This window comes from candidate division WOR-3 bacterium (genome assembly GCA_039803925.1).
In the GTDB taxonomy this organism is placed as follows: Bacteria; Hydrothermota; Hydrothermia; order Hydrothermales; family JAJRUZ01; genus JBCNVI01.
In genome coordinates, this window is sequence record JBDRZL010000001.1 from 220,913 (window position 1) to 244,173 (window position 23,261).

Below are 23,261 nucleotides of genomic sequence, written 5' to 3' on the forward strand. Positions count from 1 at the left end.
TTTTTACAATTTTCCCCTTTTGAGAGGAGACCTTTCTTTTAAATGTTTTGAGCATAAAACTTTTGGTTCTTTTCCTTCAATATAAATTTCAACCCTTTTCTTTGGGCAAAACTCTGTAGCAAGTTCTCCTGTTTCAGTGCAAACTGTGGCATAAATAATTCCTCCAGGTTTTTTAAAATCAACAGTATCAGGAATTCCAAGAATTTCGTTTGATCTCTTCATAAAAAGAGACCATATAGGTAAAGCAAGAACAGCTCCTGTAGCTCTATCAAAAATTGTCATAACTGAATCAAAACCTACCCATACTCCACATAAAATTTTAGGTGTAAAACCGATAAACCAGGTATCTGTATATTTATCAGTTGTTCCAGTCTTCCCAGCAGCAATTCCTTTAAAACCGTAATCTTTTGCATAATAAGCTGTTCCATACTGGAAAGTGGATTTCATCATATCTACTAAAATATAGACTTCCCTTTCATCAAAAACTTTTTCTGGTTCATATGTAAATTTTTCAATTATATTACCATTAGAAAGTTCTATTTCATTTATCAAATGCATCTTTTTCCTTTTTCCTAAATTGGCAATAGTAAGATAACTTTCACACATCTCCCACAAAGAAAGACTGGGGGAACCAAGAGCTATTGAAAGAACAGGAGGTATATAACCTTTTATACCCAGTCTGTTGGCAAACTCAATTACTGATTCTGGCCCAATCTTTTCAAGAATATGAACTGTAGCCAGGTTTCTTGAATGAGCAAGGGCATCCCTAACTGTAATAAGACCCATAAACTGGTCATCAAAATTCCTTGGTTTCCATGGTTTCCCTGAACCATCATCTTCTATAACATAAGGTAAATCCTCAACCGGATCACCAGGAAAAATCCCTGAATTAATTGCTGTAAGATATATAAAGGGTTTAAAAGCTGAACCTACCTGTCTTTTAGCCTGAATTGCCCTGTTAAACTGCGACTTTAAAAAGTTTCTTCCACCTATAAGAGCAAGAACATCACCTGTCTCTACATCAACTGCAATCATAGCGACTTCCAGTTTTAAAGAATCAGATTTTTTATATCTTCCTTTATAGTAGGTTCTTACTCTTTTATCATAAATAGGTAAAATAGAATCAACAATTTTCTCTGCTATTTTCTGCAATCTTAAATCCATTGAAAGTTTTACTTTAACTCCTTCCTTGTAAAGAAAATCTTCTCCGTAAAGAGAATTAATATATTTACGAACCTCCTCAAAATAATATCTTCCTATACTTTTAACAGATTCCTTATCCTTATCTTGTTTCTGAGGTAAAGGCTCCTTTAAAGCTTTTTCATAAGTTTTTTTATCTATAACTTTATTTTCATAAAGAACTTTAAGGACAAAGTCTCTTCTTTTTTTAGAAAGTTCCGGATTTTTAAAAGGAGAATAAATGTTTGCATTTTTGGGAATAGCAGCAAGTAAAGCAGCTTCAGCCCATGTTACATTTTTCGGAGATTTACCAAAAAAATGTTTACATGCTGTTTTTATACCGTATATACCTTCTCCAAAGTAAATCTGATTTAAATATCTTTCAAGAATCTCATTTTTTGTAAAGGTTTTCTCTATTATTAAAGCTAAAACAATCTCTTTTATTTTTCTTTCAAGTGTTTTCTCAAAAGTAAGAAACATATTTCTTGCTAATTGCTGTGTGATTGTTGATGCACCCTGTGTGTACTTACCTTCTTTTATATTTACAAAGAATGCTTTAATTAATCGTAAAAAATCTATACCAAAATGCTTGTAAAATCTTTTATCCTCAAGTGTTATAAAAGCTTTCTGTATTAAAGGAGAAATTGAATCAAGGGGCACAGGTTCTCTTTTTTCTGTAAAAAATTCATAAACTATCTTCCCCTCCCTGTCATATACATAGGTGACCTTATCCGGTTTATAAAAATATATCATCTCAAGAGGAGGTAAATCCCTTGATAAATAAAAATAGAAACCAAGGAAAATTCCAGTTGTTAAAATTATAAAAATAATTAAAAAACTAATCCAATTCTTTGAAAACAATTTCATATATATACCTTCCCCTTTTTATACCCCATTTTTTTTCCCTTTTTACATATTCTGAAAGAATCTTCTCTAAATCCTTTATACTATTTACCTCTTTTCCCTCAATATGAATTATATTATCTTTCTCCCTGAGACCAATTCTTGCTGCATAACTTCCACTTTTTATATTTTTTAAAATAAGAGAACCCCTGTGCTCTTCAATTGTTGCACCAAGCATTTTAATAACACCTTCATATCGTGATATAGGTGCAAGATTGATTACCTCTTTATTTTTTCTTCTCTCTACTGTTATAACTACATTTTCATCACTTCTTAAAAGGTCTACTATTTTTTTATAATCAGAATAATTTTTTATAACATTTCTTCCAATTTTTACAATTACATCTCCTTTCTCTATCCCTGATTTTTGAGCAGGACTCCCTTCCAGAACAGATATAACTTTTATACCTTTTTCATCAGGTTTCACTTCAATACCAAGAAATCCCCTTGGGTAATAAGAATACTTTTTTAAGTAAAAAAGAACATTTTTTAAAATATTTGAAGGAATAGCAAAACCTATACCTTCAAAACCACCAGATTTTGATACTATAAAAGTATTCATCCCTATTACTTCACCCTTTGAATTGAGTAAAGGACCACCTGAATTTCCTGGATTTATTGCAGCATCTGTTTGTATCATTCCTCTGTAAATTCTTTCACCTTCTCCTTTAAAAGTTCTGTTAAGCGCACTTATAACACCCACTGTAACTGTTGGCTCAACATCTTCCCATAGGTAACCAAAGGGATTACCCATTGCTATTGCCCACTCTCCCCTTTCCAGTTTATCAGAATCAGCAAATAAAAGATAGGGTAAATTCTTTTCATTAATTTTTAAAAGAGCAATGTCGAGCGAATAATCAGAACCAATAACTTTTGCAACAAAATTTCTTCCATCAGGTAATGTAACAATTATACTATCAGAATTACTGATAACATGTTCATTTGTAAGAATTAAACCATCTTCTGAAATTATAAAACCCGAGCCCTGTGAAGAAATTTTCTCTTTATACTCTGGAAAATCAAAAAATTCAAAAAAATCTCTGAAAAAAGGGTCATTTATTATTGAGGGTGCAAGAGAAACATACCTTGTTTTAAAGCATGTAATTGAAACAACAGAATTTTGAGCCTTTTTAACAGCATTGATTATGGCATTTTCTCTTGATTCACTTATCTCCTTTTGAAATATTAAAAATAAAATTAAAAGAAAAGAATTTAAAAAAAAACTCATTTACTTATAAGTGATTCCCAGTCTTCAAGAAATCTTTTAAGCCCTATATCTGTTAAAGGATGTTTTAACATTTTATCAAGAACTTCTGGGGGAACAGTTACAATATCAGCTCCAGTAAGTGAAGCTTCTATCACATGAATTGGATGCCTTACACTTGCTACAAGGAGTTCAGCATCAAAATCATAGATTGAAAAAACTTGTGAAAGAACTCTCACAACTTCCATTCCTTCGTTTGAAATATCATCAAGCCTTCCTATGAAAGGTGATATATACCTTGCACCAGCTTTTACTGAAAGTAAACCCTGTGAAGGTGAAAAAATAAGGGTCATATTAACATTAATTCCCTCTGAAGAAAGCTTTTTTGTTGCCTTTAAACCTTCTTCTCCAAAAGGTACTTTTACAACAATATGTTTATGAACCTTTGACAATTCCTTTCCTTCTTTAACCATTCCATCAGAATCAGTGGCAATTACTTCTGCTGAAACAGGTCCATCCACTATTTCACATATTTCTTTTAATATTTCCTTACCCTTTTCAAAAAGCTCTCTTTTATCCTTAGCTTTAAAATCTGGATAAAGTCTTTTAATTTCCTTTGAAAGAAGACTTGGATTTGTGGTTGCTCCATCAATTATTCCAAGTAATTTAAATTTTTTAAGTTCTTCAAGATTTGAACTATCAAGAAAAATTTTCATTTCTTATTTCTCCTTCCTTAAAAGGATTGGAACCTTTTTTAGTAAAAATTTTAATTGAAAAATATATAAAAATTAAAGCAGAAATAAAACTTAATATGTTAATTAAAAACAGTAAAAAAATTATTTCATTGTTTGATTTAATTATAACATAAGGAATTGTCAAAATCAAAAGCCACATAAGTAATATATTAAAAACAAAATTTTCTCTCTGAATTGCAAAAAATATCCTTGAAAAAAATCTTGTTAAAAGATGAAGTAAAAGAGAAAGGGAGAGCAATAAAAATTCTGATGTGTAAAAAGTAAATTTATTTTTTGGGAAAAACAAATAAAGAAAGGTTTTCCCTCCGAATATTACAAGAATTGTAAAAGCTAAAACTGATGTAAAAATTAAAATAAGTGAATAAAAAATTGTTTTGAAAAATTTTTTTCTTTTACCTTCATAATAAGAACTTGCCACATGGGGATAAACTGGAACAAAATAGGAATTGAAAAATAACCTTACTGACTGAAAAATTGAAATTTCGGCGGTTAAATTACCAATTAAAGTATCAGAGATATTCTTAATTTTCATAAGTATTATGGGATAATTGTAAAAACCTTGGAAAACTGTATTGGAAAAACTCATTGAAAAAATGCCTTCTTTTAAAAAATTGAAATTTGCTTTAAATCTAAAACCTTTTTTTAAGTAAATAAAATATAAAACAAAGAAAAGAAAATTTGAAAATTCAGAAATAATGTATGGGATTATGAAAATGGGGATTTTATCAATTCCCTTTAAAAAGAATAAAAAACCAAAAATTAAAAATATTAAGCCTCTAATAAAAGTAAGTAAACTGAAAAGGTAAAAAAGTTTTTTTCCGAGAAGAATACCCCTACCTATTAATGAGATGGTTGAAAAAAAATGAGCTAAAAAGGCACATAGAAAAAGGAAAAAACTGTTATTAAACAATTTTTTTAAAAGCAAATCTTTAAAAACAAAGAAAAAAATAAAAGAAAAAATAAAGGTCAAAAAAACATAAGTAAAAGTTTCATCAAGTAAATCACTGAGCTTTTTATATTCATTTTTAGCTTTCAATTCAGTTATTTTTCTTGTTAAATAGTCCCTAAATCCTGAACCAAGAAAAAAGGAAGAAAAGGTATAGAAAGAATAAAAAATACCAAGTACTCCTACTCCTTCAGCGCTCACAATTTTGCCTACAAAGGATAAATAAAGAAAATAAAATACAGAATTTGAAAAAAGTCCAAAGGTTGACCATACTGTTCCACCAATTAGTCCTTTTGTGAATAAAATTTTTTGTAAGATTTCCTTCAATCTTCCTTATAATAACCCATTGATAAACCAAAGGAAAAATTAATACCCTTTAAAGGATTTGAAATTATAAAGTCTGAAAAATCTGGCCTATCAAGAAAATATCCTGAAGAATAAATTCCTTCCATTCTTAAATATAAGGTAAAAATTCCTGGCATTTCTCTTGTTAAATTTATGTTAAACTCAACACCACCCTTTATCACTGGATAAACATAATTTCTATAACTTTTACCTTTAAGTATAAGTTCCTGAAAACTTGTTCCTATTCCGACAATTGGATAAATACCAAGAATATCTGACTTAAGTAAGTTTGCTCCTCCATCAAGTATTCCTGTCTGAATGTAAAATCTGTTTAACTTATTATCTGAAACAAATTTATTTTGATGAAAAAGTAAACGCAAAAAAACTTTACCTGGGTTATAAAAACCACCACCAAATCCGTAGCCAAGGGAATAGTTTTTAACCTCCTCAGAATTCAAAAGTTTAATCTCATTGTTTATACCTTTCAAATCAAGATACTCTGAACCTGATTCAAGGTAAAGGGAAATACAGGAAACTAAAAATAAATTTAAAACAATTATTAATTTTTTCATTCTATGCCTCCTAAAATTATAAGTGCTCCACCAAGCAAAATTGCCCATATGCCTTCAGGTGGAAAAAAACCAGAGTAACCCATCGTTAAATACGGCCCTTGAAGCCATCTTTCAAAGGAAAATTGATAACCCAAGGAAAAATTTAAACAGGGAGAAAATTTACTTTTTTCTCTTTTAAGAATTTCCTTTGAAAATGTAAACGAAATTTGAAATCCACCCCTTAAATAGGGATAAAAAATAGTTGTAAAATCATTTTTGTAAACCCCATAGGCTTCAGAACTAAATATTCCAAGACCTATACCAGCATAGGGATAAATATAAGGTCTCATTCTGTAAAAGGGTAAAACACCAAAATTTATAGAACCCTGTAAATAAGTAAATTTTGTTTCAACAGCTTTGTATGTATCAGGAGGCGCATATAGCTCTGCCCCACCTTTCCATGTATAACCACCTTGAAAGGAAGCAAAAATTATTGCATTTTGATCCCTTGATATAGCATCAAAGGAAAGACCTATCATAGGATCTTCAGGATAGGGGGCCTTTATACTCTTTATATCATCTTTTATAAAAGGTATATCTCCCCTGTAAAGGGATATAGAACATCCCATTAAGTTTAAAAAAATTAAAAAATTTAATTTTTTCATTTTATCACCTCCCAAATAATTAAATAGCAAATATTATTCCATTTTAATTTTAAAAAAATTGCACAATTTTAATTCAAATAGTTATAAAAACTATTCTATTTTTATTACAACAATTTTTTCTTCTAAAAAATCCCTTATAGCATATTTGGGTCCTTCCCTTCCAAGACCTGAACCCTTCATTCCACCATAGGGCATATGATCAACTCTGAAAGATGGAATATCATTTATAATAACTCCTCCAACTTCAATCTCCTTTGCAAGTTTTAATGCTCTCGTTAAATCATTAGTTAAAATACCGCATTGAAGACCATATTCAGAATTATTTACCCTTAAAACAAGTTCTTCTTCTGTTTCAAATTCATTACAAACAGCAAGTGGAGCAAAAGCTTCTTTTGCACAAACCTCACTATCTTCAGGAGCATCTACTATAAGTATCGGATAAAAAAATGAACCTTCTCTTTTTAATTCTGGTAAAACCTTAGCACCTCTTCGAATTGCCCTTTTAACCCATTCTTCTGCTCTTTTTGCAGCTTCCTCTGAAATCATAGGTCCTACATCTGTATCTTCTTTTAATTGATCCCCAACTTTCAAATTTTTGATTGCATTCAGAAAGTCATTAATAAATTCATCCTTAATTTTCTTTTCTACATAAACTCTTTGAATTGATATACAAACCTGACCTGCAAGAGAATATGCACCTTTTATTATTCTTTCGAGGATTTTTCTGTAATCAAAATCTGAGAAAATACAGAGGGCTGAATTTGAACCGAGTTCAAAGGTCTTCTTTTTTAAACCCGCTATAAGAGATATTCTTTCGCCTACTTCTTTTGAACCAGTAAAAGTTATATGTCTTATTCTTTCATCCTTACACAAAGTTTCACCTACACTACTTCCACCACCTGTCAAAAAAGCAAAACCTTCTGCTGGAAAACCTGCTTCAAGAATTATTTCTGTTAGAATTTTCCCTGTTTTAGGGGTATAGCTTGATGGTTTAAAGATTATACTACATCCTGCTGCAATTGCTGGAGCAATTTTATGTAGAGCAAGGTTAAGAGGAAAATTAAAAGGAGTAATAGCAAGAACAATGGGATCAGGTTCCATTATTGTAAAAGCTATTCTTCCTTTTCCAAATTCAGAGGCATCCATTGGTATAAATTCTCCATAAATTCTTTTTGCTTCTTCAGCTGAAAAATTAATTGTTTCAAGTGCTCTTTTGGTTTCTATTCTAGCCTCATTAATTGTTTTTCCAGATTCTATTGAGATTGTTTTTGCAAGCTCTTCAAACTTTTTTTCAATTAATTCTTTAACTTTCATAAGAATTTTATATCTTTCAAAAGAAGTAAGTTTTTTAATTTTTTCTCTATTTTTATGGACAAAATCAATTGCCCTTTCTATCTGTATATGAGTGGCTTCAGGAAATTCATATACAATTTCCTTTGTCCCTTTTTTATAAACAGGAAAATATTTTTCACCTTCCTGCCATTTTCCTTCAAAAAAAATTTTTTCTTTCATTTTTGCCTCCTTGATTGAAAAAAAATTATAATTAAAGATTAAATAAATGGGCAATCTAAAAATTATAAAAGTTGAAAGTAAAAAGGATTTAGAGATTTTTATAGATACTCAAAAAGAAATCTATAAAGGACTTCCTCTTGTTGGTTATATTGAACCTTTAAAGATTCTGGAAAAAGAGCATTTAAACAAGAAAGGAAAAAATCCCTTATTTAAAAAAGCAAAAGTTGAATACTTTGTTGCCCTTAGAAATGATAAACCTGTTGGAAGAATAAGTGCATATAAGGCAAATCATAAAGTTTTTGGTGTTGATGAAAAAATAACCGGTTTTTTTGGACATTTTGAATCAATTCCTGACCAAGAAGTAGCAGATGCACTTCTTGAAGAGGCTGAAAAATTTTTAAAAAAAGAGGGTTCTAAATTAATTATTGGACCAGCAAGTTTTGCCTATGATGGAGTATATGGGGTTCAGATCAAAGGTTTCGAATACCTTCCCATGGTAATGACACCATGGAACCCGGAATATTATGCAGACCTTATAGAGGAAAAAGGTTATAAAAAAATTATTGATTTTTTTGCCTGGTTCATACCTTTGTATATTATACATCCAAGGTTATCAAAAATAGTGAATGCTGAGGAAAGGTTATATAAGGAAAATGGTATTAAAATTAGGAGAGCCAATTTAAAAGATTTTAAAAATGAACTTCAGAGAGTGAGAGAAGTTTATAATAAAGCATGGGAAAATAACTGGGGAACTGTTCCTCTTGATGAGGAAGATATGGAATATATAGCAGAAGAACTAAAACCTGTTATACTTCCAGATGCAGCACTTATAGCAGAAGTAAAAGATGAGCCAGTTGGCGTTGCAATAGGAATTCCAAATTTTCTTGAAGCCATAAGAGATTTTAGAGGAAGTTTAAATCCCATGAATGTTTTAAAATTAATATGGAGATTAAACAAAATTCCTTTTTCATCAAAAATTCCAAGATTAAAATCAGGAAGGTTACTTATACTTGGAGTAAAAAAGGAATATCAGGAAGGAGCTGGTGTTCTAATGGCAGCAAAAATCCTCTTAAAGGGTTATAAACTGGGTTATAGGTATGGAGAAGGCTCACTTACTCTTGAGAATAATTTAGAAATAAATAATTTAATTAAAAGATTGGGTGGATTGCCCTATAAGGTTTTTAGAGTTTTTTATAAAGAAATATGATGGAAATTTTTGAATGTAAAAGTTGTGGTTCTTTAATTGGTATTCAGGGAGAAAAAGAGCCTTTATTCTGTCCCTTATGTAGGGGTAAAATGATAAAAATTGAACTTGATGTTGACTTGAAAGTAAAAATCAAATGTCCTGAATGCGAAAATATATTCTTTGTAAAGGAAAACTTTTCTCCCTATAAATGTGCTTTTTGCAATTTCACCTTCATTTCTTCCCCTTTCCGTAAATTTGAAGAAAGACTCTAATAAAGAATACTAAATATCTGTATTCTTGAATTCATCTGTTCTACCACATAAACTTTTTTATTTCTTATAAAAATTCCCGCTGGTAACCTGAATTCACCTGGATTCCACCCTATTCCCTCTATACCAAGATATACGTTTCCGTACTTATCAAAAATTTGAATTCTGTGTAAGAAGGAATCTGTTACATAAATATACCCTTTTTCATCTACTGCTATACCTTTTGGCCTTACAAAAAAACCTGGTGCATTACCAGATTTACCGAAAACATTAATAACCTCTCCTTTTGGGTTTAAAATCTGAACTCTAAAATTCCCCCATTCACATACATAAATATTTCCTTCTGAATCAAGATTTATTCCAGTTGGATAAAGAAATTCTCCTGGTTTATTTCCTTTTCTTCCGATTGTATAAAGAAATTGACCCTCAAAGCTAAAAACCTGAATTGCCATGAGACTGTCATCAAGCACATATATCTTTTTTCTGTAATCGTCGACAGTAAGATTAACCGGTTTATAAAGCCCCTTTTTAATAACTAAATTTCCCTCAAATTCAGGTATTTTTATTCCATAAACTGCTTTTGCACCTGGATCAGCAACAAAAAGCATATTAAGTGCCTCGGAAAAGGCAACTCCTGTGGGTCTTGTGAATCTAAAACTTCTTGTTCCCTGATACCATTTAACTATTTTGTTTTTTTGATCTATAAAAACTATAGCAGCAAAACCAGGGTCAGCCACATAAATTCTTTCTTTACTATCAACAAAAATTCCGAAAGGATATTTTAAAAGTCTTGTTTTTTTTATTCCGAGAATTTTATCTACTGTTCTTTTTATTATATTTCCCTCTCCTACAATATCCTCTTTAGTAAATAAGATTCCCTCATATTTTATTTTTGCTTCTTCAGGAGGGGGTGGCCATACAAACTCTTTTTTTTCCTGAGAAATTAAAATTAAAAATACTAAAAAATTCATCTTTTAACCTCCGGTTTATGGGGATTATGGCATTTAATACAATCATCACCTTCAAAATGAAAATCAATTTTATGACAGTTATTACATAAATCCAAATTTTTTAAAAGCTTAGATTTACCTCTATGAAGTTTATGACAATCTATACAGGCTAAACTCAAATGTTTCCCTGAAAAAAGTTCAATCTCTAAATGACATTTTTCACAAAAAATAGGATCAATACTTCTTAAAAGGTATTTATAATTCCTTTCATGAGGATCATGGCAGGTTGTGCACTTAATTTCTCTCTCTTTTTCATCAATAGCATATTTTCTAATGGGGTGATTGTCTTCTTTATAGTTAATTCCTAAAAAAATAGAAGAAGTATCAGGAATTTCATAAAATTTTGCTATATTGCTATATAAAGTTATAAGATAATTTTTATCAGTATGACAGTTCATACAGGTAAGGGAAACATAGTCAAAATCTTTAAAGTTTTCTTTTAATTCATCATCTGGTATTATTTTAATAAGAAAAGGACCTTTTGAGTTATGGGATGAATGACAAAATTTACATATCCTCTCTCCTTCTCTATTTCTAAAATCATGAGGAAAATTGACTAAAATTAAAAAGAAAAAGAGTTTCATTTCTTATGGCATACAGAACATACAGGTTTATTTGGCCATTTTAAATGAAATCCAAATTTTGTGCCATGAGAGTTGTGACAGCTATTACAAAAGATACCTTTTTTATCACCAGGGTGATTTGCAACAGGATGATGGATACCGTATAGTTCCTTTTCATGACAAATTATGCAGAGAGAATTGATTTTAGTTTTTAAAAATTTATCCTCCATAGAAGAATGCGGATCATGACATATAACACAATCACCTCTTGCATAGGGACTGTGAAGATAAAAACCTTCTTCAATTTCATGGCATTCTTTACAAACTTTTTCTGAATTTGGTCTATCAAAAATACTTTTATGACAGTTATCGCAAGCTAATTCCTCAAAGGGTGGATGAAATCTTAGACCTTTATCAAATTTTTCCTTATGACAGGTAAAACAGTCAAGTTCTTCACTTTTTGAAACTTTTTTATATGTTATTGAATGGCAATTTTTACAAAATTTTTCCACTTCTGATTTATGAAAATTATATAATTTTGCATCAACTTTGAAGTTTTCAGAAGGAAGTGAATAAATAATAAGAGTCTGTGATTCAGTTTTATTATTTTTTTCATAATAAAGAGTTATTTCATTTTTACCATTTTTAAGTTCTACTATAAAATGTTTTATATTTTCAGCTCTAAAAGTATCGTAAATAATTTCTGGTTTTAAAAGCCATGCTTTATCAGCTTCAAGGATTATTCTTATAAATCTATCCTTAACAAAGATAGCTGATGGGGGTGTTAAAACTGCAAAAAAAAGTAAATAAATCAATATTCCGCCTTTCCGTGACATGCAGGTCCGCATATTCCTCCTTTTTTATTTTTTTCAAATTTAAAAGTCAATATATAATCATTGGGACCAAACTTTTTTCCACCTTCAACAAAAAATGGATTATCCGAATAATGGGGATTATGACACAAAGAACAGGTTATTCCCTTATCCTTTTTGACGTGAAATTCATGTAAATTTAATCCATTTTTTTTAAAATTAGTTTTTTCTGAAAAAATAGATTCTGGATCATGACAGTTAAAACAGAGTTCATATTGAAGGTATGTAAAGGTAGTGTAAAGTTTATTTGGATACATTGAATTAAGAAGAAGAGGAAATTGAGAAGAGTGGGGATTATGACAGTTTATACAATTTTCTAAAGGAGGATGTTTATATTTTTTTATCTTATAAAAATTTTCCATTTCTGTATGGCATTTAAAACAGAGAGTATTTACCTGATTTAATAAATAAGATTTAGAATTATTACCGTGAACATCATGACAATCCTTACAATTACCCTCAATAAAGGGATTATGGATACTTATCAAATTTTTTAAAATTTCTTTATGACAGTTTGAGCAAAGATAAGGAAGTTTTTCCTTAAGAAGATGATTGATAGGGGAAGAGTGAGGATTATGGCAGATAGAACAGTCCTCATTCACAGGTGGATGTTTCGATGAAGATTTATCAGAATGGCAGGATAAACATAGTTCAGTAACATTTTCAATCTTTTTAAATGGGTGTTTTCCGACAAGTTCATGACACGAAGAACAATCTTCTTTTGCAGGTGGATGGAGAACTTTTTCCTCAATTAATAAATCATGACAACCCTTTTTAATACAATTTTCCTGCTGAAAAATTAAAAATAATAAAATAATTTTCATTTTAATTTTATATTTCTTTTAACTAAAAAGTGGAAAATTATATTACTTTCACTTTCAGGATATATTAAATAAATATAAGTAAAACCTAAACTTAAAATCAAATCCCCATAATTTCTTTCAAAAGCTATTTTTAAATCATTTTCAAATTTCTCACTGAAATAAAATTTTTCCTCCAGAGTGAACATATTGAATAATCTTAAAGGAGCACTGAAAGAAATTCTTATAAATTCCTTTCTTGTTAAGGAATACTCTGTTTTAATGTATTCATTTACATAACTGAAATTAAAGGGAATTTCTTTTGTGTTAAATTCTACTCTTGTATGATACTTTATCCAAGTGTTTATATTATTATTTATTCTGGTGATATCTCTGAAATAATAAAAATTTAAGGATAAAAGGTATCTTTTTGAATTATAACTTAAATTGATTCCTGAATAATAACCGTATTTTTTTTCATTTTTTAAAATCCATGTGTCATTAAAGGTTTTATAATATAAATCAACAAAAAATCTCAAATTTTCAAAAATTAAAAAATTTTTTTGTTCATATAAATTACCTTCTTTTAATAGATAGCCCCATCCATTTCCTTCAGGGTTCTGTGAAAAAAATACTGAAAATCCTGGTGAAATTGTAAGTGTTCTTGGTAAATTTAAAAATTTTAAATAGAAAGTCTGAGAAAAATCCTCATAAAAATTTTTTCCTTCTTTCAGGGAATTTGTTTGAAAACCTAATGTGGTATTAGAAATAAATCTTTCTGAAAAGAATTTTTTAAATGAGGTATTTAAAAAGTTAGTGGTTGTAAATTTTGATCTATTGAAAGAATAGTACATATCAAAAAAGTAATTTCTATTTTTAAAAATATGATATACAAAACTTGAGTTTATGTATGTAAATGAGTTCCTGAAAAAGTATTTCGTATCCCACTTAAAATTAATATCACCTTTTTTATAGTTATAATTAAAATTAAAATTTTCTATATTCTGGTATAGGCTTTTAAATTCTCTATTGTAATATAAAGAAAAAGTATTTTCTTTAAAGGAATAATTTGAGGTGAATGCTAAACTTTTTTTATTAAAACTATTTTCTTTTCCCCAGGAATATGAGAAATTTAAATTAGGAAAATTTCTAATTAATAGTCCCTGCGAGATTATATAAGTTAAAGTTTTTCTTTCAAAAATTATTTTGTCCTCTTTTTTAAAATCTTCTTTTTTTACAGTAAATTTAAAAGGAAACTTAGATTTTTCTAATAAATTAAGATTAAATAAAAAAGGAGCTTTTAAAAAATTTTTTTCTTCTATACCATAAAGATTTTTATTCCAGCTCTGCCATAAAAGGTATGTTTTAAGATTGTAATTTAATAATTCTCTCTTATAAATAAAACCATTAATAAATAAATTTATTGAATTTTCATAATCTTTATAAAATGGTTTTGTAAGAGTGTTTTTAAAATTCCCATTTACATAATACCTTTCTGAAAGAAAATATAGATTAAATTTTGTAATTCCTGCATTCAAAAATGATATTAAAAATAAAGAGGGGAGGATTTTTATCCCCCCCTCTTTAAAGACTATCACTTTATTCTATTAAACTATATTATTACTTTCTGTGACAATCAAGACAAATCTGGCTATTGGTTGTATCACCTCTCAGGAATCTATATGCAGGTAAGAAAACATTTGTATTGTGTGGGTCATGACATGTGGCACAGGTCATAACTGAATCAGCACCTGCCTGCTGGGCTGAAAAATTATAAAGAGGATAAGGCCAACCACTTGGAGGGTTAAACTCTGTACTCGGAAGAATTCCTGGTGCAACATCCATATCTACGGGGTGAGAGTAAATAAGAGAATCATTAGTTCCGCTTGTTACATCAGGTGGATTCTGAACAGCAGTTCCCACAGGTCTGGGACCATATGAATAGAGTGTTCCCATATCAGCTGCAGTCTGAGTTCCATCATGACAGGATAAACAGGCGTAGGTTATCCAGGATGCTCTTGTCATGGGGTCAGTATATGTTCCGTTATAAAGGGCAGTTATTGTTGGAACATATGCTCTGTTCCAGAGATAATAAAAGTTCTGATTGGGATTAGCATTGTGAGGGGTATGACAGTAAATGCATACCTGTCCTACATTGGGTCTATTGAAGTCATGTCTACTTCCCACTACTGTTGCATGGAGCCAAATAAAAAAGGCTCCAAGACTTATTATTGCTATTATATATTTTTGCATATGTCCCTCCTTTTTTATTAAGGATTCGAACCTAAAATTATAATTAATAATTTTTAGGTCTATTAATTATATTAAACAATCTTTTAAAAAATTTCAATAATTCAACATCTTGAAAAAAGTATCAAAAAATAGTATAATTCTATAATGAATTTAAATCTTAAAATATTTTTGATTTCTCTTTTTATATTTTTATTGAATATACCTTTTGGTATCTGGAGAAGTAAAACTAAAAAATTTTCTCTAAGCTGGTTTCTTTCTATACACCTTACAATTCCAATTATTTTTTTAATGAGGATGAAATCTGGAATCGGGTTTATACCTTTGAGTATTCCTATTTTCATTTTTGCTTTCTTCTTTGGTCAATTTGTGGGGTCAAAAATTTTAAGATGACTCTTATATATGATGGAACTTGTAATTTCTGTAAAAAAACAGTTTCTGTGATTAAAAAATTCGGTTTTAGAAAAAGAATCAATTTTATAAGTTCAAAAGATAAGAAAGAACTTAAAAAAATTCATTTTACTCAAGATTCTATCTTAAAAGATTTTGTAGTTATAACTGATGGGAAAAGAATTTTAAAAGGCTTTTATGTTTTCAGATCTCTAATCGATATTATTCCTTTTTTTATCTTTTTTCAATTTCTTTTTCATTTACCTTTATTAAATTTAATTGGCGAAAAAATTTATTTAATTATATCAAAGAACAGAAAATGTATAATTAAGTCTTAAAAAATACTTTTATTATTGTTGCTATTACCGCATAAATAAACCACATTGAAAAAGAAACTAAAATCCCTTTTTTCCTTTCAATCTCGCCTATATGATGAAGGGCAAGTCCATATAGGAAAACTGACCATAGAGTAAAAAAACCAGCCTGTTCAAAGAAAACCCTAAAAAAATTCTTTTCAGGAAGAAACATAAAAAATAATGAAAAATCAAGATTTACATAGGGAGATTTCTTTAATATAGCTATAGGAAAAGCAATAATTGAACCAAGAAGACTGATTGCATATATATGGACCATAGAACTAAAGAAGGCTAAAAAATCTCCCTTCCCTTTTAATAGTATTGAAATAAAAAAGTATATAAATCCTATAATCAAAGTAGAAAAAACAAAACCAAATATAGCAGAAATTAATGTAAAAACATAAAACAAGGGGGAATTGAAAAATTCTAAGGTTTTTTGAAGAGCTTCTTCAGGAATTTCTCTTTCCATCAGCAAAGTTTCTCTATTCGGTAAGATAACAAATTGAATATAAAGAAGAGAAATAATAAGAGTAAATATAATCAGGATAATAAAGGGAACAGCAAGAGGTTTTTTCTCCTTAATGTTTTTTAAAGCATCATCTGGATTAAAAAATATCTTTAAAATTAATTCCATTTATAAACCTCCTTTTTAGAAATTTATATTTTACAAAAAAATTAAAGTTTTTTAAATATAATTTTTACTTTTAAAATTTCTTTAAAATTTATAAAATTTACTTGAAATTTTGCATTTAAAATTGTATTATAACTATAAAATTTTAAAATTTAAAAAAAATTTAAAAAAGGAGGTAAAAAATGGAAAAAAAATTAATAATGATTGGGGATAAATTACCTGAAATAGAAGTTCAAACAACTCATGGTAAAATAAATTTACCAAAAGATTATAAAGGAAAATGGTTTATCCTTTTTTCTCATCCAGCGGATTTTACACCTGTATGTACCACAGAATTTTATGCTTTCCAGAAAAGGTATAAAGAATTTAAAGAGAACAATGTGGAACTCATTGGTCTTTCCCTTGATCAGGTTTATTCCCACATAAAGTGGATTGAATGGATAAAAGAAAAACTTAATATTGAGATAGAATTCCCAATCATTGCTGATGAAAGAGGCGAGATTGCAGAATTGCTTGGTATGATACATCCTCAAAGAGGGAAAAATACAGTAAGAGGTGTTTTTATTGTGGATCCTGAGGGAATAATTAGAGCAATTTTATACTACCCTCCTGAGCTGGGAAGAAATATAGATGAAATTTTGAGAATGGTGAAAGCATTTCAAATTGCGGATTCAGAAAAAGTTGCCATGCCGGCTAATTGGCCCAATAATGAAATTATCGGAGATAAAGTAATATTGCCACCTGCTTCTGACATAAAAACAGCAGAATATAGAAAAAAGAAATACGAAAACTTTGACTGGTGGTTTTGTTATAAAGAAATAAAAGCCAAATCCTAATTTTAAATTTTTTATATTTAATTCTTTAAAAATAAGGGTTTAAATAATTCTTCTCTTATAATTTTGAATTTTTATCTTATATTTTCTTAAGATAAAATAATGAAAGGAAAAGATTTCAAACATGAGGAACAGGATGACTTCTTATATTTATTAAAAAAAGCAGAGTCAATTGATTCTTACAGAAGAGAAGTTTTTGAAAAATTTATACAAAATCTTCCAGAATATTCTCCTCAGGATCTTTATAATCTTTTAGAAAAGGAAGGGTACAGGGGTCAAAAAGATGCAAGAAAGATGTGTTGTATTGCAGTTTATAGGCATTTAAGAAGAATAAAGATGATTTATGTTCATAAAATTCCTCCTGAAAGTTTGCCAGAAAAAGTAAATTACATTTTTATGGGACCAACAGGTTGTGGAAAAACTTATATAATGGAGCTCCTTTTCGGCAAAATTTTAAAAATACCCTATGTGATAATTGATATAACAAAATACAGTGAAACAGGTTATGTGGGTGAAAATGTTATAAATATTCCATACAAATTGATTGAAGCAGCAAGAGGAAATAAATATTTAGCCCAGATTGGAGCAATTATTATTGATGAATTTGATAAAATAGCAGGCTCTACAAGTAATTTAAGGTTTGCAGGAGCAGGAACACAAAAGGATGTTTCAGGTTACGGAGTCCAGAGAGAACTATTAAAACTTTTAGAGCATGGAATTTCTGAATACGGTGAAGACCATGCTGTTGAAGGAAAAATAAACACAAGGGATATCTTATTTGTAGCAATTGGTGCTTTCAGTGGTTTTTCAAAAGAATTTTTGGAGAAGGATATTGGTTTTTTAAAGGAAATTGATGAAAGTGGCAATTTAATTGCCTATAAACTGAAAGGAGAAGAAGAGGATGTTTATAACTTCCTTAAATACGGTTTTTTGCCTGAACTTATTGCAAGATTTCAGAGAATTATACCTTTTGAACCCCTTGACAGAGAAACACTTAAAGAAATTTTAGATTTAAAAATAGAGAAATTAAGAAATGAATTTAAGCTTGAAGGCTTTGAACTTATATTAAAAGAAAGGGCAAAAGATTTTATTGTTGATAGAGCACTTGAAAAAGGTGTTGGAGCAAGAGGAATCGAGAGTGTTCTTTTAAAAGAACTGGAAAAAATTGCCTTTGATATATTCGGAAAAAATAAAAAAGGTAAAGTGATAATTGATAGTGTCAAAGAAAATATAAAAACAAAAATTTTATATAAAAAAGGAAGTTAGTATGAAAAACATAATTATATGTCCAAAGTGCGGAACAAAAATTGATGTAAATGAAATACTTTATGAACAGATTGAGAAAGAATTAAAGGAAAAGTTTGAAAGTGAATTAAAAACAAAAATGAAAATTGAAAAAGAAAAAATTGAAGAAGAAATAAAAAGAAAGATTGAAGAGGAAAAGGCAGAATATATAAAAAAACTTGAAAAAGAATTAAGGGAGAAAACTGAAAGAATTAAAGATTATTACAGATTGGAAGCAGAACTTGAAAGATTAAAAAGAGAAAAAGAGGAATTAAAGGAAAGAATTATTTTTGAAAAGGAAAAAGAATTTTCCCAGAAAATTATTGAGGAAAGGGAAAGGATAAAAAAGGAACTAAATGAAAAAATTTATTTTGAAATAAAAGAAAAGGACAAAATAATTGAGGATTTAAAGAAAAAGCTTGAGGAGGCTCAAGAAAAGGCTGAAAAAGTTTCAGGTGAGTTTAAAGGAGAAATACAAGAAATTGAAATTGAAAAATTTTTAAAAAATCAATACCCTTTTGATGAAGTTAAGAGAGTTAGTAAAGGGCAGTATGGGGCTGATGTGATTCAAATTGTAAGGAATGAAAAAGGTATGGAATGTGGCAAAATTTATTATGAAAGTAAAAGGACAAAAGCTTTTGATAACAGATGGATAACAAAGTTAAAAGAAGATAATCTAAGCTTAAATGCAGATATTTTAGTTATAGTAACAGAAACAATGCCAAAGGAAAGTGAATCATTTTTTTATAAGGATGGAGTTTGGATTTGTAATTTTTTTGAATTAAAACCTCTCTCATATATTTTGAGACATTTTCTGATTGAAATGAATTATTTAAAAATTTCTAAAGAGAATAAAGAAACAAAGATGTCAATGCTTTATGATTATTTAACAGGAAATGAATTCAAGAATCAATTCGGAGCTTTTATAGATGGTTTTACAACGCTTTATAAAAGTTATATTGAGGAAAGAAAAAAAATGCAGATTATTTGGGCAGAAAGGGAAAAACAGTTACAGAAAATTCTTGATAATCTTATGAGATTTTATGGTTCAATAAAGGCAATAGCAGGAGAAAAAATTCCAGAGATAAAAGAACTTGAAGATAAAAAATTTTTAATGTTGGAAGAAAAATAATTTAAATTAAAGATGTATAAGGTTTTTTAAAAATTTTTTAATAATATGTTCAATCTGTCATTTCTCTGCTTTTTAATTTTAAATCTTACATTTTATTTTTCAATATTAAGATTTTTTTATTTTTTAAGAGAAAAATTTTCATTTATTGATAGATTAGTATGTGGTTTTGTAGTCTATCTAACTTCTATTTTAGGAATTTTTGCACTTTCTGGTTTTATACACATTTACGAATTCAAAACAGTTTTAATTTTTCTTTTAATTATATTATTGTTTTTTTCTATTTATAAATTCAGAATAAAAGAAAGCTTTACTTATACCTACCATGAAATTAAAGATCTGTTTAAAATTTTAGTTCTTCTTTTAAAAAAAGACTGTTTATTTTTAATACTTTTCTTAATAATTTTTTTAAATTTATTCTTCTTTTAAGATTTACCCTTTTGTATCCTCCACAGGGTTGGGATAGTTATGTATACCATTTACCCATAGTTTCGAGAATTGTTTTAGAAAAGGGGGTTCTTCCGATTAACTTTCTGAATTTACATCCTCATATGTATTTTCCCAAAAATGTTGAAATTTTATTTTCTTATTATTACCTGTTTACAAATACAGATAAAGGTATGCTTGTAATTCATTTTCCCTTTTTAATTTTTGGTGTTCTATCAGTTTATTCAGTTTTAAGAAAATTAAACATCCCAAGAGAAAAATCCATTTACATAATTTCTATCTTAAGTATGCCTATCATTCCAAATCAGGCAGGATGTGCTTACATAGATATTGAATGTGGTTCAATTTTTCTAATTTTTTTAAATCTTCTATTATTAAAATTTCCTTATAACATATTCTTTCCAGCAATATCTCTCTCAATAGGTGCTGGTTCAAAATTAAGTTTTCTTCCTATTTTTAGTTTATTTTTAATATATGGGATAGTGGTGTTAATTTTAAAGAGAAGAAAAATTTTGCTTTTAATTATGTTGTTTTTATGCCTTATTACATCTTTTCATAATTATCTTTATAATTTTTATCTCACAAGAAATCCTCTTTATCCATATTCAATAAAAATTTCAAGAATGGAAATATTTAAAGGAGACATAGATGTACCCAAACAGGTTGATTATTTCCCTACCTTCACATATAATCCTTTCATTATTTTTAAATGTTTGTTAGAGTTTAGTGATGAGAAAAACGAACATTATATATACGATAATCGTATGGGTGGGTTTGGTCACTTATTTATTTCTTTGGGATTAATTCCTTTTTTTCTTTCTATTTTTTTATCCATAAAAAACAGAGAAAAAAAATTTTTAAAAGTTCTTTTTTCACATTTTTATTTTATTTAACTGGTCCTTATAGGTGGTGGCCAAGATTTCATATTTATTTACCTTTTGTTGCTTTTATAGGAACATTACATATATGGGAAAGGTATAAACAAGAAAATGTAAAAAAACTTATAACTCTTTTTACCTTTTTTTCTTTTATTGAAGGAATCCATGGAAGAATTATTCTTACTCCTTATTCCTCCCTTTTTTCTTATGATAATAATGCTTTTGATATTTTTTATACTCCCCCAGAAATAAAAACAGGTTATTATAAACTATATTTCTACATACAAAAATATGACAAAATAGGAATATGGAACCTTTCATCTACTCCTAATATATTACTTGGTTTAATTTTGAGAAATAATTTTTTAATTTATTTAGATAAAGTTGAAAAAGAAGAAGATTTGAAATATTATCAGAAAGTTATAACTTCCCCTCTTATAAGAATTAAAGATTTTAAAAAAGTTTATGAGGATAAAAATATTTGTTTATGGGTAAAATAAATTTCATTAAAGAGAATTTTATAACATTAATTTCAGGTTTAGTGTTTATCATACATTTTTTATTTTCTCCTTACCCCTTTAATTCTATAATGAAGTTTAGGGAAAGTTTTCTTTATTTTTTTGTATCTTTAAAGGTTAAAAAATATAATGTTAAAAAAGATAATAGTGGAAAAAATTTTAGAATAATTTCAGCTGGGTCTAATTCAATAAGACTTAAATACTCTTTATTTATTTTTGCATTTAAAAAATATAAATTTATAGGAGGAGATAGGGGGATGTATGTTGTAAAGATTCCTTTAGGAGATTATAAAGATATGGATATAAAGTGTTTTGATATTTCGGGTAAAAAAGAAAATGCTGACAGTTTATTTAATTATTTGACAAATATAAAGGAAGATGCAATTTTATTTTTTGGTATAAGGGATGAAGCTACTTTAAACTGGAATGAAAAGCTTGACGATTTATTTAAAAAGATGGGGTCAAGATTTTCATTAAGAGGTAAATACAGGTATAGTTATATTTTTGTTGTAAAGAAAAAAGGTTCTGAATTTTTCCCTGTTTTTGAGGAACTTTCGCCTGATAGAATAATATTCGCTGAAATAACCCTTTAGAACATGATAATAAACAAAATTCTTGTTAATTCTTTTGACTTTATATGACTCTATATGTAAAGGATGCAGCAAATGCAATAATTTTTGCAATTGAAAATAATTTAGAAGGAATTTATAATATAGGAAGTGGAAAAGGTGTAAAGGTTTACGAAATAAAAAAAATTTTTGAAAAATTCCTAAAAAAAGAATTTGAAATTGAGTTTAAAGATAAAAGAAAAGGGAAAGATTTAATAAATATTGAAAAAATAAAAAAGAAGGGTTTTGAAATAAAATATGAAATTGAAGAAGGAATAAAAGAAATTATTTTAAAAGAAAAGAATTAATAGGAAATCATCCTTCCAAAAGAGCCCTGCCTTATTGTAACCGCAGTCCCATTTGCTTCTGAGTTAAATCTAAGTTGAAGAACTCCATCTTGTGAGGGAACAATTATACCATATACATGAATAAGATAATCAGTATTTGCACTTGGAAATTGATTACTTTGAACTATATCATCTGAAGAAGTTCCGCATCCCTCCCAAAGCATATCAGTACCATCAGCCCCTCGGGGTGTTGTTACTACATAAGAACTTATTGTTGCATTCGGATAAGAAATTGCTATTCCTATTCCCGTACCTGCCACAGCAGTTCTTGCCACTAAATAAAACTCATAAAAATAATAATTTCCAGCACTTACATTAAAGAAAAGTTCATTCACATTAGAAAGTGTGGTACTTGATGTTGATTGATCCTGTGTTTTTTTACATATTTTAAAAGTGGTATAAACAGGATTTTGCCACGAGCCATTTCCCTGATCATCTGATACCAAAACATATCCATTTTTTGCACCTGTTGGCATTACAAATCCCGTCATATACCCTGTTCCTTCAACATGAAGTTTATAAGAAGGATTGGATGTTCCAATACCAACATTATAATTGTATGGAGAGTTAACCCATATATTGGTTCCATCTTCTATCCAGCCCCTTTCTCCCTCAACTGGTTGCAGAAAAATTAATGTTATTAATAAAATTATTTATTATATTGTCAAATACTCTGCACTTTTTATATTCAAAATTTAAAAAAACTTACTTTATTTTATCTCCTCCTCTATTATTTCCTTAACTTTTGCATAAGAAGGGACTCCCTGAATTTTCAATTTTCCATTTACAAGAAGGGCAGGAGTTGTAAAGGTATATTTTGCAATTTCTTT

General features: G+C 28.5%; 26 protein-coding genes. 10 read left to right on the forward strand and 16 right to left on the reverse strand.

The genetic code is table 11. The features are described from left to right. Positions 1–3: 3 nt before the first annotated feature. The 7 genes from ABIN17_01045 to ABIN17_01075 all read right to left on the reverse strand — a co-directional run bounded on the left by ABIN17_01045 (position 4) and on the right by ABIN17_01075 (position 8,060). Complete coding sequence (locus ABIN17_01045; GenBank protein ID MEO0283646.1) at positions 4–2,046, reverse strand: PBP1A family penicillin-binding protein; 2,043 nt, start codon at positions 2,044–2,046, stop codon at positions 4–6. After that, on the reverse strand, positions 2,018–3,310 hold the full coding sequence (locus tag ABIN17_01050; GenBank protein MEO0283647.1) for a trypsin-like peptidase domain-containing protein: 1,293 nt from the start codon (positions 3,308–3,310) through the stop codon (positions 2,018–2,020). Before ABIN17_01050 ends, ABIN17_01045 begins: the two co-directional genes overlap by 29 nt. Next, positions 3,307–4,002: a fructose-6-phosphate aldolase gene (gene fsa, locus ABIN17_01055; GenBank protein MEO0283648.1), complete on the reverse strand. Its 696-nt coding sequence runs from the start codon at positions 4,000–4,002 to the stop codon at positions 3,307–3,309. The genes ABIN17_01050 and fsa overlap by 4 nt, the downstream gene beginning before the upstream one ends. Beyond that, positions 3,986–5,314, reverse strand: a complete 1,329-nt coding sequence (locus ABIN17_01060) for a hypothetical protein (protein ID MEO0283649.1) — start codon at positions 5,312–5,314, stop codon at positions 3,986–3,988. The genes fsa and ABIN17_01060 overlap by 17 nt, the downstream gene beginning before the upstream one ends. Then, positions 5,311–5,904, reverse strand: a complete 594-nt coding sequence (locus ABIN17_01065; protein ID MEO0283650.1) for a hypothetical protein — start codon at positions 5,902–5,904, stop codon at positions 5,311–5,313. The genes ABIN17_01060 and ABIN17_01065 overlap by 4 nt, the downstream gene beginning before the upstream one ends. Beyond that, positions 5,901–6,548, reverse strand: coding sequence for a hypothetical protein (locus ABIN17_01070; protein MEO0283651.1), 648 nt, complete (start codon positions 6,546–6,548; stop codon positions 5,901–5,903). The genes ABIN17_01065 and ABIN17_01070 overlap by 4 nt, the downstream gene beginning before the upstream one ends. 90 nt (positions 6,549–6,638) lie before the next feature. Next, on the reverse strand, positions 6,639–8,060 hold the full coding sequence (locus ABIN17_01075) for an aldehyde dehydrogenase family protein (protein ID MEO0283652.1): 1,422 nt from the start codon (positions 8,058–8,060) through the stop codon (positions 6,639–6,641). A gap of 46 nt (positions 8,061–8,106) precedes the next feature. Here ABIN17_01075 and ABIN17_01080 point away from each other — a divergent pair, with 46 nt between their 5' ends. Beyond that, positions 8,107–9,267 carry a hypothetical protein gene (locus ABIN17_01080; GenBank protein MEO0283653.1) on the forward strand — a complete coding sequence of 387 codons (1,161 nt, stop codon included), beginning with the start codon at positions 8,107–8,109 and terminating at the stop codon, positions 9,265–9,267. Next, positions 9,267–9,518 carry a hypothetical protein gene (locus ABIN17_01085; protein ID MEO0283654.1) on the forward strand — a complete coding sequence of 84 codons (252 nt, stop codon included), beginning with the start codon at positions 9,267–9,269 and terminating at the stop codon, positions 9,516–9,518. Before ABIN17_01080 ends, ABIN17_01085 begins: the two co-directional genes overlap by 1 nt. Here ABIN17_01085 and ABIN17_01090 read toward each other — a convergent pair. The 7 genes from ABIN17_01090 to ABIN17_01120 all read right to left on the reverse strand — a co-directional run bounded on the left by ABIN17_01090 (position 9,515) and on the right by ABIN17_01120 (position 15,354). Next, on the reverse strand, positions 9,515–10,486 hold the full coding sequence (locus ABIN17_01090) for a 6-bladed beta-propeller (protein ID MEO0283655.1): 972 nt from the start codon (positions 10,484–10,486) through the stop codon (positions 9,515–9,517). The two genes, ABIN17_01085 and ABIN17_01090, sit on opposite strands and share 4 nt — an antisense overlap. Further along, positions 10,483–11,109, reverse strand: coding sequence for a cytochrome c3 family protein (locus ABIN17_01095; protein ID MEO0283656.1), 627 nt, complete (start codon positions 11,107–11,109; stop codon positions 10,483–10,485). The genes ABIN17_01090 and ABIN17_01095 overlap by 4 nt, the downstream gene beginning before the upstream one ends. After that, positions 11,106–11,924 (reverse strand): cytochrome c3 family protein, encoded by an 819-nt coding sequence (locus ABIN17_01100; protein ID MEO0283657.1) that lies wholly within the window; start codon positions 11,922–11,924, stop codon positions 11,106–11,108. Before ABIN17_01100 ends, ABIN17_01095 begins: the two co-directional genes overlap by 4 nt. After that, on the reverse strand, positions 11,900–12,784 hold the full coding sequence (locus ABIN17_01105) for a cytochrome c3 family protein (GenBank protein MEO0283658.1): 885 nt from the start codon (positions 12,782–12,784) through the stop codon (positions 11,900–11,902). The genes ABIN17_01100 and ABIN17_01105 overlap by 25 nt, the downstream gene beginning before the upstream one ends. Next, the gene (locus ABIN17_01110; protein MEO0283659.1) at positions 12,781–14,298 is read right to left on the reverse strand and encodes a hypothetical protein; all 1,518 of its coding nucleotides are present in this window, start codon (positions 14,296–14,298) and stop codon (positions 12,781–12,783) included. The genes ABIN17_01105 and ABIN17_01110 overlap by 4 nt, the downstream gene beginning before the upstream one ends. An 82-nt stretch (positions 14,299–14,380) precedes the next feature. Next, positions 14,381–15,013: a cytochrome c3 family protein gene (locus tag ABIN17_01115; GenBank protein ID MEO0283660.1), complete on the reverse strand. Its 633-nt coding sequence runs from the start codon at positions 15,011–15,013 to the stop codon at positions 14,381–14,383. A gap of 101 nt (positions 15,014–15,114) precedes the next feature. Beyond that, complete coding sequence (locus ABIN17_01120; protein MEO0283661.1) at positions 15,115–15,354, reverse strand: hypothetical protein; 240 nt, start codon at positions 15,352–15,354, stop codon at positions 15,115–15,117. A gap of 45 nt (positions 15,355–15,399) precedes the next feature. On the opposite strand from ABIN17_01120, the gene ABIN17_01125 reads away from it, so the two are divergent. Continuing rightward, complete coding sequence (locus ABIN17_01125) at positions 15,400–15,738, forward strand: DUF393 domain-containing protein (GenBank protein MEO0283662.1); 339 nt, start codon at positions 15,400–15,402, stop codon at positions 15,736–15,738. Here the strand turns inward: ABIN17_01125 and ABIN17_01130 are convergent. Further along, on the reverse strand, positions 15,728–16,390 hold the full coding sequence (locus ABIN17_01130; GenBank protein MEO0283663.1) for a YIP1 family protein: 663 nt from the start codon (positions 16,388–16,390) through the stop codon (positions 15,728–15,730). The two genes, ABIN17_01125 and ABIN17_01130, sit on opposite strands and share 11 nt — an antisense overlap. A gap of 179 nt (positions 16,391–16,569) precedes the next feature. Between ABIN17_01130 and ABIN17_01135 the strand changes: the two genes are divergently transcribed. The 7 genes from ABIN17_01135 (at position 16,570) to ABIN17_01165 (ending at position 22,392) form a co-directional block, all read left to right on the forward strand. Continuing rightward, on the forward strand, positions 16,570–17,223 hold the full coding sequence (locus tag ABIN17_01135) for a peroxiredoxin (GenBank protein MEO0283664.1): 654 nt from the start codon (positions 16,570–16,572) through the stop codon (positions 17,221–17,223). Between the two features lie 99 nt (positions 17,224–17,322). Next, entirely contained in the window at positions 17,323–18,486 is a 1,164-nt protein-coding gene (locus tag ABIN17_01140) for an AAA family ATPase (protein MEO0283665.1), read from the forward strand. A gap of 1 nt (position 18,487) precedes the next feature. Further along, the gene (locus ABIN17_01145; GenBank protein ID MEO0283666.1) at positions 18,488–19,636 is read left to right on the forward strand and encodes a DUF2130 domain-containing protein; all 1,149 of its coding nucleotides are present in this window, start codon (positions 18,488–18,490) and stop codon (positions 19,634–19,636) included. Between the two features lie 437 nt (positions 19,637–20,073). Further along, complete coding sequence (locus ABIN17_01150; GenBank protein MEO0283667.1) at positions 20,074–20,973, forward strand: hypothetical protein; 900 nt, start codon at positions 20,074–20,076, stop codon at positions 20,971–20,973. A gap of 335 nt (positions 20,974–21,308) precedes the next feature. Continuing rightward, positions 21,309–21,458, forward strand: coding sequence for a hypothetical protein (locus tag ABIN17_01155; protein ID MEO0283668.1), 150 nt, complete (start codon positions 21,309–21,311; stop codon positions 21,456–21,458). Positions 21,459–21,547: 89 nt separating this feature from the next. After that, positions 21,548–22,069 (forward strand): interleukin-like EMT inducer domain-containing protein, encoded by a 522-nt coding sequence (locus tag ABIN17_01160; GenBank protein MEO0283669.1) that lies wholly within the window; start codon positions 21,548–21,550, stop codon positions 22,067–22,069. A gap of 44 nt (positions 22,070–22,113) precedes the next feature. After that, a complete protein-coding gene (locus ABIN17_01165) occupies positions 22,114–22,392 on the forward strand; it encodes a hypothetical protein (protein MEO0283670.1) in 279 nt (92 codons plus the stop codon). Here ABIN17_01165 and ABIN17_01170 read toward each other — a convergent pair. Next, on the reverse strand, positions 22,389–22,922 hold the full coding sequence (locus ABIN17_01170) for a hypothetical protein (GenBank protein ID MEO0283671.1): 534 nt from the start codon (positions 22,920–22,922) through the stop codon (positions 22,389–22,391). The genes ABIN17_01165 and ABIN17_01170 overlap by 4 nt on opposite strands. Positions 22,923–23,261 lie beyond the last annotated feature (339 nt).

What these genes read in the sequence shown, in the direction of transcription:
- ABIN17_01045 (MEO0283646.1), bottom strand. Translation starts at nt 2,046, where the DNA reads ATGAAATTGTTTTCAAAGAATTGGATTAGTTTTTTAATTATTTTTATA.
- ABIN17_01050 (MEO0283647.1), bottom strand. Translation starts at nt 3,310, where the DNA reads ATGAGTTTTTTTTTAAATTCTTTTCTTTTAATTTTATTTTTAATATTT.
- fsa (MEO0283648.1), bottom strand. Translation starts at nt 4,002, where the DNA reads ATGAAAATTTTTCTTGATAGTTCAAATCTTGAAGAACTTAAAAAATTT.
- ABIN17_01065 (MEO0283650.1), bottom strand. Translation starts at nt 5,904, where the DNA reads ATGAAAAAATTAATAATTGTTTTAAATTTATTTTTAGTTTCCTGTATT.
- ABIN17_01070 (MEO0283651.1), bottom strand. Translation starts at nt 6,548, where the DNA reads ATGAAAAAATTAAATTTTTTAATTTTTTTAAACTTAATGGGATGTTCT.
- ABIN17_01075 (MEO0283652.1), bottom strand. Translation starts at nt 8,060, where the DNA reads ATGAAAGAAAAAATTTTTTTTGAAGGAAAATGGCAGGAAGGTGAAAAA.
- ABIN17_01080 (MEO0283653.1), top strand. Translation starts at nt 8,107, where the DNA reads ATGGGCAATCTAAAAATTATAAAAGTTGAAAGTAAAAAGGATTTAGAG.
- ABIN17_01085 (MEO0283654.1), top strand. Translation starts at nt 9,267, where the DNA reads ATGGAAATTTTTGAATGTAAAAGTTGTGGTTCTTTAATTGGTATTCAG.
- ABIN17_01090 (MEO0283655.1), bottom strand. Translation starts at nt 10,486, where the DNA reads ATGAATTTTTTAGTATTTTTAATTTTAATTTCTCAGGAAAAAAAAGAG.
- ABIN17_01095 (MEO0283656.1), bottom strand. Translation starts at nt 11,109, where the DNA reads ATGAAACTCTTTTTCTTTTTAATTTTAGTCAATTTTCCTCATGATTTT.
- ABIN17_01100 (MEO0283657.1), bottom strand. Translation starts at nt 11,924, where the DNA reads ATGTCACGGAAAGGCGGAATATTGATTTATTTACTTTTTTTTGCAGTT.
- ABIN17_01105 (MEO0283658.1), bottom strand. Translation starts at nt 12,784, where the DNA reads ATGAAAATTATTTTATTATTTTTAATTTTTCAGCAGGAAAATTGTATT.
- ABIN17_01115 (MEO0283660.1), bottom strand. Translation starts at nt 15,013, where the DNA reads ATGCAAAAATATATAATAGCAATAATAAGTCTTGGAGCCTTTTTTATT.
- ABIN17_01120 (MEO0283661.1), bottom strand. Translation starts at nt 15,354, where the DNA reads ATGAAAATAGGAATACTCAAAGGTATAAACCCGATTCCAGATTTCATC.
- ABIN17_01125 (MEO0283662.1), top strand. Translation starts at nt 15,400, where the DNA reads ATGACTCTTATATATGATGGAACTTGTAATTTCTGTAAAAAAACAGTT.
- ABIN17_01130 (MEO0283663.1), bottom strand. Translation starts at nt 16,390, where the DNA reads ATGGAATTAATTTTAAAGATATTTTTTAATCCAGATGATGCTTTAAAA.
- ABIN17_01135 (MEO0283664.1), top strand. Translation starts at nt 16,570, where the DNA reads ATGGAAAAAAAATTAATAATGATTGGGGATAAATTACCTGAAATAGAA.
- ABIN17_01140 (MEO0283665.1), top strand. Translation starts at nt 17,323, where the DNA reads ATGAAAGGAAAAGATTTCAAACATGAGGAACAGGATGACTTCTTATAT.
- ABIN17_01145 (MEO0283666.1), top strand. Translation starts at nt 18,488, where the DNA reads ATGAAAAACATAATTATATGTCCAAAGTGCGGAACAAAAATTGATGTA.
- ABIN17_01160 (MEO0283669.1), top strand. Translation starts at nt 21,548, where the DNA reads ATGAAGTTTAGGGAAAGTTTTCTTTATTTTTTTGTATCTTTAAAGGTT.
- ABIN17_01165 (MEO0283670.1), top strand. Translation starts at nt 22,114, where the DNA reads ATGACTCTATATGTAAAGGATGCAGCAAATGCAATAATTTTTGCAATT.
- ABIN17_01170 (MEO0283671.1), bottom strand. Translation starts at nt 22,922, where the DNA reads ATGACGGGATTTGTAATGCCAACAGGTGCAAAAAATGGATATGTTTTG.